The organism is Marinomonas posidonica (assembly GCF_043643765.1).
GTDB lineage: Bacteria > Pseudomonadota > Gammaproteobacteria > Pseudomonadales > Marinomonadaceae > Marinomonas > Marinomonas posidonica_A.
This window is the reverse complement of the sequence record NZ_JBHZSP010000011.1, coordinates 33,928-47,051: the sequence shown is the minus strand read 5'-3', so window position 1 is coordinate 47,051 and position 13,124 is coordinate 33,928. Positions and strand designations below refer to the sequence as shown.

18 protein-coding genes and 1 tRNA gene are annotated in these 13,124 nt (G+C 44.6%); 12 read left to right on the top strand and 7 right to left on the bottom strand.

Going from position 1 to position 13,124, the window contains the following annotated elements; all coding sequences use genetic code 11:
* The first annotated feature begins 1 nt into the window (after position 1).
* The 8 genes from ACHUFM_RS13255 to ACHUFM_RS13220 all read left to right on the top strand — a co-directional run bounded on the left by ACHUFM_RS13255 (position 2) and on the right by ACHUFM_RS13220 (position 7,479).
* Positions 2–1,279 (top strand): dihydroorotase, encoded by a 1,278-nt coding sequence (locus tag ACHUFM_RS13255; protein ID WP_394182695.1) that lies wholly within the window; start codon positions 2–4, stop codon positions 1,277–1,279.
* A 114-nt stretch (positions 1,280–1,393) separates the two neighbouring features.
* Positions 1,394–2,500 (top strand): GGDEF domain-containing protein, encoded by a 1,107-nt coding sequence (locus ACHUFM_RS13250; protein WP_394182694.1) that lies wholly within the window; start codon positions 1,394–1,396, stop codon positions 2,498–2,500.
* 94 nt (positions 2,501–2,594) lie between these two features.
* On the top strand, positions 2,595–3,317 hold the full coding sequence (locus ACHUFM_RS13245; RefSeq protein ID WP_394182693.1) for a YggS family pyridoxal phosphate-dependent enzyme: 723 nt from the start codon (positions 2,595–2,597) through the stop codon (positions 3,315–3,317).
* Between the two features lie 63 nt (positions 3,318–3,380).
* Positions 3,381–4,199 carry a pyrroline-5-carboxylate reductase gene (gene proC, locus ACHUFM_RS13240; RefSeq protein WP_394182692.1) on the top strand — a complete coding sequence of 273 codons (819 nt, stop codon included), beginning with the start codon at positions 3,381–3,383 and terminating at the stop codon, positions 4,197–4,199.
* A gap of 26 nt (positions 4,200–4,225) precedes the next feature.
* On the top strand, positions 4,226–4,771 hold the full coding sequence (locus ACHUFM_RS13235; protein ID WP_394182691.1) for a YggT family protein: 546 nt from the start codon (positions 4,226–4,228) through the stop codon (positions 4,769–4,771).
* A 169-nt stretch (positions 4,772–4,940) separates the two neighbouring features.
* The gene (coaD, locus tag ACHUFM_RS13230; RefSeq protein ID WP_013797555.1) at positions 4,941–5,426 is read left to right on the top strand and encodes a pantetheine-phosphate adenylyltransferase; all 486 of its coding nucleotides are present in this window, start codon (positions 4,941–4,943) and stop codon (positions 5,424–5,426) included.
* Positions 5,427–5,479: 53 nt separating this feature from the next.
* Complete coding sequence (locus tag ACHUFM_RS13225; protein ID WP_394182690.1) at positions 5,480–5,731, top strand: YfhL family 4Fe-4S dicluster ferredoxin; 252 nt, start codon at positions 5,480–5,482, stop codon at positions 5,729–5,731.
* A 14-nt stretch (positions 5,732–5,745) separates the two neighbouring features.
* The gene (locus ACHUFM_RS13220) at positions 5,746–7,479 is read left to right on the top strand and encodes a potassium/proton antiporter (RefSeq protein ID WP_394182835.1); all 1,734 of its coding nucleotides are present in this window, start codon (positions 5,746–5,748) and stop codon (positions 7,477–7,479) included.
* A gap of 33 nt (positions 7,480–7,512) precedes the next feature.
* Here ACHUFM_RS13220 and ACHUFM_RS13215 read toward each other — a convergent pair whose 3' ends face one another.
* Entirely contained in the window at positions 7,513–8,613 is a 1,101-nt protein-coding gene (locus tag ACHUFM_RS13215) for a potassium channel family protein (protein ID WP_394182689.1), read from the bottom strand.
* 7 nt (positions 8,614–8,620) lie between these two features.
* On the bottom strand, positions 8,621–9,097 hold the full coding sequence (trmL, locus tag ACHUFM_RS13210) for a tRNA (uridine(34)/cytosine(34)/5-carboxymethylaminomethyluridine(34)-2'-O)-methyltransferase TrmL (RefSeq protein ID WP_394182688.1): 477 nt from the start codon (positions 9,095–9,097) through the stop codon (positions 8,621–8,623).
* 120 nt (positions 9,098–9,217) lie between these two features.
* Between trmL and ACHUFM_RS13205 the strand changes: the two genes are divergently transcribed.
* Together ACHUFM_RS13205 and ACHUFM_RS13200 are read left to right on the top strand one after the other, a co-directional pair.
* Positions 9,218–9,293, top strand: a tRNA-Phe gene (locus ACHUFM_RS13205).
* Between the two features lie 37 nt (positions 9,294–9,330).
* Positions 9,331–9,840, top strand: coding sequence for a hypothetical protein (locus ACHUFM_RS13200; protein ID WP_394182687.1), 510 nt, complete (start codon positions 9,331–9,333; stop codon positions 9,838–9,840).
* 53 nt (positions 9,841–9,893) lie between these two features.
* On the opposite strand, the gene ACHUFM_RS13195 is transcribed toward ACHUFM_RS13200, so the two are convergent.
* From ACHUFM_RS13195 to ACHUFM_RS13185, 3 genes are all read right to left on the bottom strand, one after another.
* Positions 9,894–10,439 (bottom strand): hypothetical protein, encoded by a 546-nt coding sequence (locus ACHUFM_RS13195; RefSeq protein WP_394182686.1) that lies wholly within the window; start codon positions 10,437–10,439, stop codon positions 9,894–9,896.
* A 159-nt stretch (positions 10,440–10,598) separates the two neighbouring features.
* Positions 10,599–11,006: a type II toxin-antitoxin system HicB family antitoxin gene (locus ACHUFM_RS13190; protein WP_394182685.1), complete on the bottom strand. Its 408-nt coding sequence runs from the start codon at positions 11,004–11,006 to the stop codon at positions 10,599–10,601.
* Between the two features lie 122 nt (positions 11,007–11,128).
* Positions 11,129–11,305 carry a type II toxin-antitoxin system HicA family toxin gene (locus tag ACHUFM_RS13185; RefSeq protein WP_394182684.1) on the bottom strand — a complete coding sequence of 59 codons (177 nt, stop codon included), beginning with the start codon at positions 11,303–11,305 and terminating at the stop codon, positions 11,129–11,131.
* A 161-nt stretch (positions 11,306–11,466) separates the two neighbouring features.
* Between ACHUFM_RS13185 and ACHUFM_RS13180 the strand changes: the two genes are divergently transcribed.
* Positions 11,467–11,721, top strand: a complete 255-nt coding sequence (locus ACHUFM_RS13180; RefSeq protein ID WP_394182683.1) for an ogr/Delta-like zinc finger family protein — start codon at positions 11,467–11,469, stop codon at positions 11,719–11,721.
* Here the strand turns inward: ACHUFM_RS13180 and ACHUFM_RS13175 are convergent.
* Both ACHUFM_RS13175 and ACHUFM_RS13170 read right to left on the bottom strand, forming a co-directional pair.
* A complete protein-coding gene (locus tag ACHUFM_RS13175) occupies positions 11,718–11,999 on the bottom strand; it encodes a hypothetical protein (RefSeq protein ID WP_394182682.1) in 282 nt (93 codons plus the stop codon). The genes ACHUFM_RS13180 and ACHUFM_RS13175 overlap by 4 nt on opposite strands.
* Positions 11,992–12,339, bottom strand: coding sequence for a hypothetical protein (locus ACHUFM_RS13170; protein WP_394182681.1), 348 nt, complete (start codon positions 12,337–12,339; stop codon positions 11,992–11,994). The genes ACHUFM_RS13175 and ACHUFM_RS13170 overlap by 8 nt, the downstream gene beginning before the upstream one ends.
* Before the next feature lie 386 nt (positions 12,340–12,725).
* Between ACHUFM_RS13170 and ACHUFM_RS13165 the strand changes: the two genes are divergently transcribed.
* On the top strand, positions 12,726–13,124 hold the full coding sequence (locus ACHUFM_RS13165) for a hypothetical protein (protein WP_394182680.1): 399 nt from the start codon (positions 12,726–12,728) through the stop codon (positions 13,122–13,124).

Genomic DNA, 13,124 nt, shown 5'->3' with positions numbered 1-13,124 from the left:
TATGAAATTACGAGTTCAAAATGGTCGTTTGATCGACCCGAGTCAAAACCTTGATGCCGTTGTAGATCTGTTTGTTGAAGATCAAAAAATCGTGGCGATTGGTGAAGCGCCAGCTGGTTTTGAAGACGCAGAAGTGGTGGATGCCACAGGCAAATGGGTGCTACCAGGTTTAGTGGATTTGGCAGTGTCATTGCGTGAACCAGGTCAAACGCAAAAAGGCAGCATCGCAAGCGAAGGACGTGCGGCTGTTTCGGGTGGTGTGACAACCTTAGTGTGTCCTCCTGATACTAAGCCGATTGTTGATACGCCAGCGGTAGCGGCATTGATTCAAGATAAAGCAGATGAAGCAGGCATGGCCAATGTGTTTCCTATCGGAGCCTTAACCCAAGGTTTGGAAGGGGAACAACTTAGTAACATGGTGGCGTTAACGGAAGCTGGCTGTGTGGCGGTATCGAATGGTCGTCACGAAATGAAAAGTGCCAAAGTCTTGTCACGAGCATTGGAATACGCGGCGACGCACGATCTTTTAGTGGTATTTCACCCAGAAGATAAAAGCCTGTCAGATGGCGGTTGCGCCCATGAAGGTTTGTATTCCACTATGCATGGATTAGCGGGTATTCCAGATACGGCGGAAACCGTTGCCCTTATGCGAGATTTATTACTCGTAGAGAAAACGGGTGTACGAGCGCATTTTGCTCGTCTGTCTTGCGCAAAATCTGTCGAAATGTTGGCGGATGCGAAAGCCGCTGGGCTGGATGTCACGGCTGATGTGGCTTTGCATAACGTGCTGCTGAGTGACGATGTGTTAAATCAATTTGATGGGCGTTTCCATGTATTACCGCCATTGCGTGGTGAGGGGGATCGTCTAACCCTAATCGAAGGCATCAAACAAGGCGTAATTTCGGCTATATGCTCTGATCACCAGCCACATGAAAAAATGGCGAAAATAGCGCCTTTTGCTGCCACTGAACCGGGTATGGCAAACGTCGAGATTCTATTGCCGTTGGCCATGACATTATTAGACGAAGGCGATTTGGATTTCTCAACACTACTTACCTGTTTAACGTCAGGTCCTGCGGCTTGCTTTGGTTTGGAAGCAGGCTCCTTGGCCGTTGGTAGTTTTGCCGACTTTATATTGTTTGACAGTACTTCGAGATGGCACTGGGCATACGAAAACCGCAAAACAAAAGGTCATAATTCACCTTATTTCGAAGACGAGTTTATCGGACAAGTGATGGCGACTTACATATCTGGGCAGCGAATTTATCAGCTTTCGTAATGAATTTTCAGGATAAGTTGGGTTTTTACCCAACTTATCTATACAAATTCTTTACTTTTTGTCTTAGGTGGTTAATCTAGCTAAACAAGGATTTGCTACTGGTTGTAATGTTTTATGTCTATTGAATCTTCAAAATCACTGTTGGATGAGCAGCAAGCGTTGCGCTCTCGTGTGTCTTTTTTGGAAAAAGAGCGCGACTTTATTAAGAATTTGTACAGTGATATGTCCCAGATGATGCAAATCATCTCGAAAGGAGCACCTTTAAGCTCCTTGCTTAACCGATTTCGTGAAAAAATAAAGTCGCAGTTGTCGCAGTCTTATTGTTTGTTTTTGGTGTGTGACAAAGACTGTTTGCAGTGGCGACTTCAGTATTCCGATTTGGTGAGCGAGAGTCTTTTGAACTCAAAAGGCATGTTAGTGGATATTCCTCAGGCGTTGATTTCATTTGCGGCGGCCCCTTCCTGTCAAAAACGTCATGATTCAGACATTCACAATGCGGCGAACTGGCAGTCTTGGCAAGCTTTCCTAAATACCCATGATTTCTCTGATGTCTCTATGGTCAGTAACTCTGATGAGCAGGGGGCGATATACATCATGCTTGCTTTCCAAAAGCACCATCAGCAGCTAGAAAGTGATCTGATGGAAACGGCATTGGAGGCTTATTGCTCTTGGTTGGATGCGGTCTTTATTCGTGAAAAAGCGAATTATCAGTTGTTGGAAGACAACCATAGAGACCCTGTTACGGGCTTGTTGCGTCGTTTTAGTTTTGAAAACAGTTTTGGCATTGTGCTGAAAGACTCTCGTCGCCATTTTCAGCGGGCGGCTATGTTTTCCATTCAATTGCTTTCCAAGAAGAAAGTCGATGACGAAGAACTAAGAGTGTTGGCGGAATTGATCCGTGAAGCGGTGCGTGAGAATGATTTGATTGCACACTATGATGAACGTGAGTTGGTGATGGGAATTCGCATTCAGAATTTAGCCGATGCGGAAGTGGTTGCGAGCAAACTTTTAGAATCCATGCAGCAGGAAAAGTATGCCAGTAACAGTCTGATTGAATCAGGTGTTTCTATTGGTATTGCTTTTTATCCTGAGCATTCAAGTTTAGAAACTTTATATCAGGCGGCGCACTTTGCTGCTAATTCCTTGAAAAATATGTCAGGCTATCAGATTGAATTTCATGGTGCTTTGTACGATACCAGCAGCGAATTTTATTCTTTATAAGTGATTTTTCATTAGTGTTATCATGTGTTTCTACTCGGTGAGTGAATAAAGTGTTTTATTCACTCACTTGATTCAGATAGTAAGAGGCACCAGCATGACAATCGACACAAACCTCTCTCATGCCGATCAGGTCACCGAAAATCTTTTTCAGGTGAGGCAGCAAGTTGAGCAATTGGCAATAGACGCAGGCCGCGATCAAGCCAGTGTGCGGATATTGGCTGTAAGTAAAACCAAACCTCTCGCTGATATTCAAGCCGCCTATCAATCTGGGCAAAGGGCGTTCGGCGAAAACTATGTTCAAGAAGCGTTTGATAAATATCATGCGTTATCTGAACTCACGGACATAGAGTGGCATTTTATTGGGCCAATTCAATCAAATAAGACTCGTCAAATCGCAGAATCCATGGATTGGGTGCATTCCATTGATCGCGAAAAAATTGCGCGTCGCTTAAGCGAGCAAAGACCTGACAATATGCCAACATTGCAGGTCTGTATTCAGGTCAACATCAGTGGTGAAGAAAGTAAATCGGGGATTTTATTAGAGCAGTTGCCAGCGATGGTCGCATTGGTTCAAAGTTTGCCGAATCTTCAGTTACGAGGCTTGATGGCGATTCCGGCCCCCCAACAAAGTTTTGCCACTCAATGTCAGGTTTATCAACCTTTACAACAAGCGTTTCTTGAATTATCCGAATCCGATAGCATGATAGACACATTATCCATTGGTATGTCGGGGGATTTGCCCGCCGCGATTTCGTCTGGAAGCACCATGGTTCGCGTAGGTACGGCGATTTTTGGCGCGCGGGATTATGCTCAATAAGACCGGTGAGTCGATTTTTGATGAACGTTTACAACGATTAAATAGACAATTTTAGGATACAAAATGACACCAAGTATTGCCTTTATCGGCGTTGGAAATATGGCAAGATCCATTTTTAGTGGATTATTAGCGAGTGGTTATCCAGCCAACCGCATTATAGGAACGTCGCGAACAGCGGATAAACGAGACCACTATGCTGACGAATATGGCATCACCATGTTAGCCGATAACCAACAAGCTGTTCAGCAAGCAGATGTGGTGGTGCTATGTGTAAAGCCTGCTCAGATGCAATCTGTGATTGAGGCGTTTGCCCCACAGGTTCGTCAAGATCAGTTGTACATCTCCGTGGCCGCAGGGGTTGAAATAGCTGCCTTGTCTCATTGGCTGAATAGTCCAGTTGCCGTGGTTCGAAGCATGCCGAACACGCCTTCGCAAATTGGTGCAGGTATGACAGGTTTAATCGCCAATGGCAAAACTACTCAAGTTCAAAAAGATTGGGTGACAGAATTGTTCGCCAGTATTGGTGACTCAGTCTGGGTGGACGATGAAACTCAGATGCATACGGTGACGGCGTTATCGGGTAGTGCTCCAGCTTACTTCTATCGTTTTGTGGAAGCTATGATGAAAGCGGCTAAACAGCAAGGTTTAGACGAAGAGAGCAGTCGCAAGCTAGCCAGTCATGCTATGTTAGGGGCGGCGCGTATGGTGGTAGAAATTGATGAACCCATCGCTCAGTTGAGGCAAAATATTACCTCGCCAAATGGCACTACAGAACAAGCGTTATTGTCGTTTGAAGCGTCTAATATTGATCAAGTAGTGGCCGATGCGATGACAGCTTGTATGGATCGTTCAAAGGTTATGGCGAAAGACTTTTCTGCCTAGACAACATTTAACTAAGGAAAATGGCAATGCAATCAAACCCATTTGTGATGCTAATACAAGTCATTGGTAACTTGTATTTATTCATTGTACTGCTGCGCCTGGTGCTGCAGCTTACTCGAGCTGACTTTTATAACCCGATTAGTCAGGGCGTGGTAAAAGCGACCAGTCCATTTATCATTCCATTGCGTAAGATTATACCGTCGATAGGTCGTCTCGACACAGCGTCTTTGGTGTTGGCGTTAATTGTGCAGCTGCTTACTCTGTTGTTAATTAATTTTATGCACGGGGTGAACGCTCAGCCAATACAATACTTCATTGCCACAGTCGTCGGGGTGTTGTATCACCTGTTAGACTTATATTTCTGGGCGATGTTGATTTCGGTGATCCTAAGTTGGGTGGCACCAGGTGCCAATCACCCAGGGGCAATGTTGGTTGCTCAGATCACTGCACCTTTGTATAGTGCTTGTCAGCGCGTTATTCCGCCGTTGGGAGGATTGGACTTATCACCTATCTTTATCTTCTTAGCGATTTCGTTTTCGAAGCAAGCATTGGCGTTTTACGGTTTCGGATAGAAGTAAGTGATGTGGGGCATCACGCGGATAAATAGGCGGAGGAAGGTGCCGAATTGAGAAGATCGGCATATTCCTATATGATGCGACCCCTAAATGGGAGTGAAGATAGGCGACATATGATAAAACCGCCTTCGCTCCTGCTCCCTTGTTAATTTTTTGGATGAAAGCTATGAGTACGATTGCGGTTTATCCGGGGACATTTGATCCTATTACAAACGGCCATACGGATTTGGTTGATCGCGCTTCAAAACTATTCTCTAAAGTAATAGTTGCGGTGGCGGCGAGCCCTAAGAAACGTCCGGCCTTGTCCCATGAATTGCGTATTTCATTGGCCAAAAAGGTGCTTGGGCATTTACCCAATGTGGAAGTACTCGGTTTCGATAATCTATTAACTGAGTTTACTCGCTCAGTAAATGGCCAAGTCGTTATTCGTGGCTTGCGTGCGGTGTCGGATTTTGAATATGAATTCCAATTGGCGAACATGAACCGTGTTATTGCGCCAGATGTGGAAAGCATTTTCTTGACGCCTTCAGAGAAGCACTCTTATATTTCTTCTACGTTAGTTCGAGAAATTGCTTCACTAAATGGGGATTTCGGACAGTTTGTAAACCCTGAAGTGAAACGAGTACTTCAGGAACACTATCAAACGTTGTAAAACTGATTTGTTTGATTACGCTGTAGAATCTATGGCGATTTTGGAGAGAACGAATGTCTCTTATTATTACCGATGATTGTATAAACTGTGATGTATGCGAACCTGAATGTCCGAATGAGGCCATTTTTCAAGGGGAAGAAATATACGTCATTGAACCGTCAAAATGCACTGAGTGTGTTGGTCACTTTGATGAACCGCAGTGTCAACAAGTCTGTCCTGTTGACTGTATTCCATTAGATCCGAACTATAAGGAAACGGAAGAGCAGTTAATGGAAAAATACCTGACATTAACAGGTCAACTTTAACGTCTTAGGTTGAAATTAACATCGATACAAATGGATTTATCTTCCTTGCGGGGGCGCTGCTGCTAGTCAGCATCCTCGCCAGCTCTGTTACTGTTCGCGTTGGTCTGCCTTTGCTTCTTGTGTTCCTTGGAATGGGAATGCTAGCAGGTGAAGAAGGGGTAGGCCGACTGGACTTTGACAACCCAAATCTTGCCTTTTTTGTTGGTAATCTTGCCTTGGCTGTCATTCTTCTTGATGGTGGTATGCGTACCAAGATCAGTACTTTCCGAGTGGCTTTATGGCCTTCTTTGTCTTTAGCGACCCTAGGTGTGGTGATGACCACGGCGGCGGTGGGTTCCTTTGCGGCTTGGTTGTTGAATGTTGATTTAATTTATGGGCTTTTACTGGGGGCCATTGTCGGTTCGACCGATGCGGCCGCGGTGTTTAATTTGTTACGCAATAGTGGCGTCAGGTTGAATGAGCGTGTTGGTGGAACATTAGAAATAGAATCGGGTGCGAACGACCCGATGGCGATTCTGCTGGTGGTGATGCTAACCGGTTTACTGCAGTCTTCAGAACAAGTTAGTTTGTGGGGTTTTCTTAGCCAGATCGGATTACAGTTTGCGATTGGTGGCTTTTTGGGCTGGTTAGGTGGTCGCTGCGCATTACTGTTGCTGCAGCGAATTCCCTTAGTGGAAGGTTTATATGCCCTGCTGATTGTCTCCTGCGGTCTGGCCATTTTTTCGGGCGTCAATATGCTGGGCGGCAGTGGCTTTTTAGCGGTTTATTTAGTGGGTGTGATACTGGGGAATGGTAAGATCAAACAGCATGATTCCATTTCTCAGGCTATGGATGGTCTGGCTTGGCTAGCTCAAGCTGGTATGTTTTTGTTGCTAGGATTACTGGTTACCCCGTCGGATTTATTGGCTTATGGCTGGCAAGCGGTATTGATTGCACTTTTCCTCATTTTTATTGCTCGCCCTGTGGCGATCCTAATATGTCTACTGCCATTTGATTTTCGTTGGCCTGAACGTTTCTATATTAGTTGGGTAGGGTTACGTGGTGCGGTGCCAATCGTATTGGCATTGTATCCGGTCATTGCAGGGCTAAGTAACTCTAATTTATTGTTCGAGATTACCTTTACTGTGGTGTTGATTTCTCTGCTATTACAGGGCTCTACTGTACCGTTGATGGCGCGATGGCTGAAAGTCGTGGTGCCACCTGTTCCACAACCAACCACGCGTTTTTCGTTGACCGAAAGTGATGCGTTTCATCCGTCATTAGAACTGTATGAGTTTCTAGTGCAAGCGGACGGCATTCGTATCCCTGCGGCCATCATTCATAATGTGCCAAGTGTGAGCGTCGACACACCTCAGTTAGTGGCTTTAGTACGTAATCAACATCCAATGGTGGTGACGGCGGAAACGGAATTAATGACCGGCGATCGCGTCTGGATGTTGCTGCATCCAAATGATGTGAATGATGTCGCCTTTGCTTTTGCTCAAAAAGGCACCGCGTCATTCCTCATGCAAAACTTTTTCGGAGAGTTTTCGGTTCATGGTGATGCGTCTTTATTAGTATTGGCGCAAACCTATGGTGTCGACAGTCAAGACATAAACGATCAAGAAACCGCAGCGGACTTATTAAAGCGTCAGCTAGGGCGACAAGTTGTGGTGGGTGACCGAGTGAGATTCGGTAAGCTGCGCCTAACCATTCGACAAATGGATGGCGCAGACATTACCGTAGTGGGCATCAAGCTGCAAAGTTAGTCGTCAGCCGTCGCTCAGCTTGATGTGAGTGATTTAAGCAAACAAACGTCGAATCTGCTCAACCTCTGGTAACGTTTGATTGTCATTGACAAGAATGATCAGACCTTTAGCGTCAATTAATTCTTTGGACTGAGGGTGAGTGACAATGTCGCCACCTTGCTTCACATAACCTAACGCCGTGCCAATGTCTTTTAGAATGAGCGTTGAGACCACATGGGCCCAGCTCACATCCGACAAACTGATATCTAGGCGAATGGTATGATCCCCTTGATGTCGAAATAAATCTTCCAATACTTGCTCAGTGCCTGGTGCGATCAAAGATCGTACTAGCATTTCTGGGTAGGCTCGAATCGGACGAATCACCGCATTCGCACCAGCCGTCTTGAAACGAGGACGATTACTGTCATTAATGGCTTCGACCAGTAGAAAGGCAGACGAACCTATCTGCTTAATCCTATGTAAGGCATCAAAAATTAAGCTATCGCAATGATTGTTGCGGCTATCGGGTGATAGCACAATCACGTATTTGGCATTTTGTATGCCAGCGGAGAGTAACATGCCATCTTCCAACGCATCGCCAGTATGATGAACCACGCCTTGTAATCTAAGGTCGTTTGGTAAACCATCCGGAAAGGCTGTGGTGAGAATTTGAATGGGCGTATCGGCTAATTCAGGTGTTTGATTAATTTGATTCACCAAGAGACCCAGATAGCGTTCTGCGTCATATTTGGGTGTGTTGATGATAAGAATATGATCTTGCATATGGTCCCACCTCATTCGGCCTTTGATGCGCATTTCTTTACGCATTAATCTGAGTTCAACATAGTCACTGGCAATTTGTGCTAGCAGGGTAATGCCCATTCCATAAATTAATACGATGGTGCAAAACTGCCCCCAGAAGCTAACGGCGGATAAATCCCCATAACCGGTTGTGCTGGCTGACGTCATGGTGAGCCAAAATGCTTGCCACCAGTCCAAATCTTCAAACAACACCATGGCGAGACTATGAAGTGCAATGACGCCCGCTAACAGCAGCAGGCGCTTTTTTAAGTCCGTGGTTTCGTGAAGGTGCACTTCCTTACGAAATTGGCGACGGCTGTTTTTCCGTTTTAACAGGAGGCTAAGAGAATTCATTGGGCTCCTAATCGTTCATTTCACTGGGCATAGCGTAGTCGAGTTGTCGCCAAGATTCGTAAACCATCACGGCTACGGTGTTGGAAAGATTTAAACTACGTGAATTAGCTTGCATGGGCAGACGTAAGCGTTGTGCTGGTGGTAAAGCTTCAATAAAGTCAGCAGGCAGACCTCGTGTTTCCGGGCCAAACACCAAAACATCATTTTCCACAAATTCCGCTTCACTGTGCGTATGACTGCCTTTTGTGGTCAGCGCATACACAGTGCCCGTCTCGTTTTGATCAAGAAACGCTTGAAAGTCAGGGTAGCGTTTTAAGCGTGTGAACTCATGGTAGTCCAAGCCTGCACGACGTAGCTTTTTATCTTCTAACTCAAAACCCAAAGGTTCGATCAGATGAAGGTGGTAGCCCGTGTTGGCACAAAGGCGGATAACATTGCCGGTATTAGGTGGAATTTCAGGTTGGTAAAGTACAATGTGTAGCATGAATTTATCTCCTTGATATTCAGAGATAATACCAGACAATCGGCGAAAACTAAGTTTTTATGTTTTTTTCAAAAAAAAGTATTGACCATAAAAAAGGTTTCTCTATAATACGCCCCACTTGCCCAGATAGCTCAGTCGGTAGAGCAGAGGATTGAAAATCCTCGTGTCGGCGGTTCGATTCCGTCTCTGGGCACCATGATTAAAGAAACCCGCTTATTATAGCGGGTTTTTTTTTGCCTAATTTGTGCCTAAATGGGCACAAAGGGTTATCCAGTCGCTCTGAAACGTTCCGTTTTTGTCTTATACTTATTTCACATTCTTTCCATTTAGTGACCAACGATGCCGACTTAGACGAAGAAACCGCCAAAGCCATACAGAAAAAAGTACAGTCCTCAAAAGGCCCTGGTAACTTCCGATTGTTGTTCTTAAATATTGGTAAATCCCAAGCCAAAGAGCCGGTGCAAATCATCCCAGTGGGCGACATAGGTACCAAAGACGAATTCGAGCGGATAAAGAACATCACCCGAGATGAAATCCTCTCCATGCACCGCATGCAGCCGGGCCTATCGGGCATCATGCCAGAAACCAACGGCGGCTTTGGAGACATAGAGAAGATCATGCGGGTTTACCACGAACTGGAAGTCAGCGCCCTACAGCAACCGTTTTTAGAGATAAACCAGCACATAGGTGCTGGCGCAGTGAGCTTTGGAGAGCCCAAATGGCACGGTGAAAGTGCCATGTAATGAGGTATAAAAAAGCCCCTCAAAAGAGGTGCTTTAATGGCAGTTGTCAATGATTACTCAGGGTATTTTCCCCAATCATTATCATAGCCAAAGACATTTATGACTGGTGAGTTATCTTGTTTATAATATTCTATTACTACAGAGCCGTTGGCCAGTGCAGTTAATAGTATGTTGGCTGCGCTATCCCAATCCCCATTACCTGGCCAATTTGCAAGGTTTGGGTTGGCACTAACGATTCCTAGAGGTCTAGAGAGTTTTACTAGTGCATTGTTGAGTTTTGCTTTATTTATCCTGCTGTTACAGTATGCATCTACCATTCCAGCATTATTAGCATCAAATCGTATATAAGCGTGCGCGGGTAAATCGCCGCGAGCAGATGGGCCAGGATTATTCAATCTTTCAATCAGGACGTTCTCATACTGTCGCCATGCTTTATCACTATGGTATATCGCCTTCTGAATAGTTGCACCAGCTGCCTCAAAAGTATTTTTATCATCAAGAGATAAGTTTTCAATTAATAAGTCACCAGCCATATTGTTTCTCCATATTGTTTGGTTTGATACCTTGTCTTCATAAGGTAAAGCTAATGCTAAATTCATTTTTACTCTTCTACTCGTCTAAAACGACTGTAAATAAGTTGGTTTTACTTAAGGGGATTAGTTTTGCCGATGAATATTATGGATGAACAAAGTGAGCGAAAAGATATAAAAAAACCCCTCATGTGAGGGGCTAATTTAACAAGGTGCGAAAAAACAAACTCAGACGACAGAGAAGTTTATTTTCTTACCTAATGCTTCTAAAGCGCTTACCAACGTATCGATTTTCGTATTATGGCCAAGGTTGATAATACGTTGCATTTCCTGCTTCTTTTTACCGATACGTTTGGCCAGTTCCGATTGAGAAACATGCTCTTCAAGCATCGCGTTCAGTAGAAGCACTTTGCTCCAAACGCTTAAAGGCACGCTCACGGATTCACTGGTTACTTTAGACGGTAGCGGTACCGAGCGTTCGTCTTCAAAATAGAACTCAAAAGCGGTAACCAAGGCGTCTTCTGCTTCGGCTAAAGCTTCTTCGTAAGTGTCGCCACAGGTTAACGCTTCTGGAATATCAGGAAAACTAACGCTGTAGCCATTTCCGTCTCTTTCAATTGTGACTGGGTATTTCATAGCAATAAATCCTATATTTATATAAACGCCCATGCGCGTTTCATATGCTATTTTTCTAAGCCACCTTTGCGGCTTAGAATTGGTATTAACTCAATTACATCGAATAAAATAACCCTTGCGGGTTACTTTATTCCTAGCTGTTTCAGTATTGCCTGTCTTGTGCCTTCTGGTATTTCTTTACTTGGGTGTCTTGGCATTACTGATCGTTTATCTTCGTAGTAGAGCTTTAGGTGGTTTGTGCCTTTCTTAACCTCTACTCCCATCTTTTCTAATTGCCGTCTGAATTCACTTTGCTTCACCTTGTCTCCTTGTCAAAATAACAATACAAATAGTAAACAAATATGTTTACCTTGTAAAGCTTGATAGTAATCTTTTTTGTTTACTTCTAATGGAGGAGAGGAGTTGCCCTGTCATATCCCCTTATTTTTGCTAAAATATCCAAAACTTAGGGGATAACGTCATGCGAGTCATTTGCCCACATTGTTACAGCAAAGCCTTGATTACGTCGAGCAATGAGCTGACGGCCACGGTAAAAGACCTATATTGCCAATGCACCAACACCAAACACTGTGGTGCCAGCTTTGTTTATAAACTTAGCCACTCCCATGATTTAAACCCACCTCGACACACCACACAACAAATGGCCATTGCCCTAATAAAAAGCCTGCCGATCGAAGAAAGGCAGGCTCTGCAGCGGGATATGTTCGCTAGTTAGTGGGTGTTACCATCGTTTTCGTCTATGGCCGCAATGATCTTCCTTTGCGTCGTCAATAAACTGTATTCCACGCACTTCAACAAGCTAGCGATTTGTTCACCTGTTACGCCTATGTCGTCTTCAATGGCATGAGCCGCCATCATTCCTAGTCCATCTAATGCATCGATCCCAAACGACATATGGTGTATTTGGCGCTTTATCTCATCAGACGTGGTTATGTCCAAGTTCACGCGATCCATGTGGAAGTCTTGTGCTAAATCTTTGTCTGGCTTACCCATGCTGTACTCCTTGCATGTTGTTAAATCCGGTATTAAACACGACTGAGCTGGCTCTGTGGCGGGTGTCGCCCTCGATGAGCAGGGTTTGAAATATCGCATCGACTGCTTGGCCAAGGTCATTTTGTCGACTGTACTGAAAGCGGACACGGGTATGGATGAGATCGGGTAACAGGGTAAGGAGTTGTTGCTTTTGTCGATCGGACAAACCGCCGATAGAAAAGATGGCGCCATTCGGCGTTTGCACAAAGAGTGGTTCGTCGCTTTCGACGCAAACCGCGACGATGCGGCCAATGCCAATTTTATAGGGTGATGGAGCAAAGCGGGAGCCGATAGACGGCAAAAGGACGTGGTGGTGCTGTGAACGAACAATAGTGTTATTCATGGTTTAAATCTCTTGATAGAAGTTTAAGCCACTACTCATGCTTCCAAACATGGGTGGTGACTGCGTGCAGAGTTGGAAGACCAGTCAAGAGAACCTGGCAGGCACAAGGCCTCACCACACACAGCCACCATAACGCTTGCATTATGGCACAAAAAAACCGCAACGCGGCGGTGATGTGCGTTCTCTTAAATTCAGAGCTTCCAAACTCTCATGTTGGATTTTGCCAACACACGTAAACGATAGGATGGTAGGAAAAAGAAGTCAATAAAAATGTTTTCAACTAATGACAAATGACCACAGATAAAACATAGTAAAGTTATTGTCTGATTAGCTAGAGGGAGGTAATGGAAGTGATACCTAAATACAAAGACATTTCAGACTTGCTCGATAAAGGTGCCACAGTAGAGGCACTAGAGAGAATTATGGAGCTTCGGGAAGCGACGCTTGAGCTTCAAGAAGAGAACTTGGACCTAAAGGTGAAAGTTAAAAAACTTGAAGAAGATCTAGAAGAAAAAGCTAAATTAACTTACGAAGCTCCTTTTTACTGGATGATAGACGGTGGAAAGAAAGATGGACCATTTTGCCAGCAGTGTCATGATAGCGACAAGAAGAACATTCGATTGCAAAACTATAGAGATGGTTGGTGGAATTGTGCAACCTGCAAAAATAATTTTGGCACTGCAGAGGCTCAATCAAAAGATCGAGTGGCTATTAGTGGTAGTTCATACATGAGTCGATTCTAA

Excerpts from the sequence above, each read along its gene's own strand:
- ACHUFM_RS13255 (WP_394182695.1), top strand. The coding sequence starts at position 2 with ATGAAATTACGAGTTCAAAATGGTCGTTTGATCGACCCGAGTCAAAAC.
- ACHUFM_RS13250 (WP_394182694.1), top strand. The coding sequence starts at position 1,394 with ATGTCTATTGAATCTTCAAAATCACTGTTGGATGAGCAGCAAGCGTTG.
- ACHUFM_RS13245 (WP_394182693.1), top strand. The coding sequence starts at position 2,595 with ATGACAATCGACACAAACCTCTCTCATGCCGATCAGGTCACCGAAAAT.
- proC (WP_394182692.1), top strand. The coding sequence starts at position 3,381 with ATGACACCAAGTATTGCCTTTATCGGCGTTGGAAATATGGCAAGATCC.
- ACHUFM_RS13235 (WP_394182691.1), top strand. The coding sequence starts at position 4,226 with ATGCAATCAAACCCATTTGTGATGCTAATACAAGTCATTGGTAACTTG.
- coaD (WP_013797555.1), top strand. The coding sequence starts at position 4,941 with ATGAGTACGATTGCGGTTTATCCGGGGACATTTGATCCTATTACAAAC.
- ACHUFM_RS13225 (WP_394182690.1), top strand. The coding sequence starts at position 5,480 with ATGTCTCTTATTATTACCGATGATTGTATAAACTGTGATGTATGCGAA.
- ACHUFM_RS13215 (WP_394182689.1), bottom strand. The coding sequence starts at position 8,613 with ATGAATTCTCTTAGCCTCCTGTTAAAACGGAAAAACAGCCGTCGCCAA.
- trmL (WP_394182688.1), bottom strand. The coding sequence starts at position 9,097 with ATGCTACACATTGTACTTTACCAACCTGAAATTCCACCTAATACCGGC.
- ACHUFM_RS13195 (WP_394182686.1), bottom strand. The coding sequence starts at position 10,439 with ATGAATTTAGCATTAGCTTTACCTTATGAAGACAAGGTATCAAACCAA.
- ACHUFM_RS13190 (WP_394182685.1), bottom strand. The coding sequence starts at position 11,006 with ATGAAATACCCAGTCACAATTGAAAGAGACGGAAATGGCTACAGCGTT.
- ACHUFM_RS13180 (WP_394182683.1), top strand. The coding sequence starts at position 11,467 with ATGCGAGTCATTTGCCCACATTGTTACAGCAAAGCCTTGATTACGTCG.
- ACHUFM_RS13175 (WP_394182682.1), bottom strand. The coding sequence starts at position 11,999 with ATGGGTAAGCCAGACAAAGATTTAGCACAAGACTTCCACATGGATCGC.
- ACHUFM_RS13165 (WP_394182680.1), top strand. The coding sequence starts at position 12,726 with ATGGAAGTGATACCTAAATACAAAGACATTTCAGACTTGCTCGATAAA.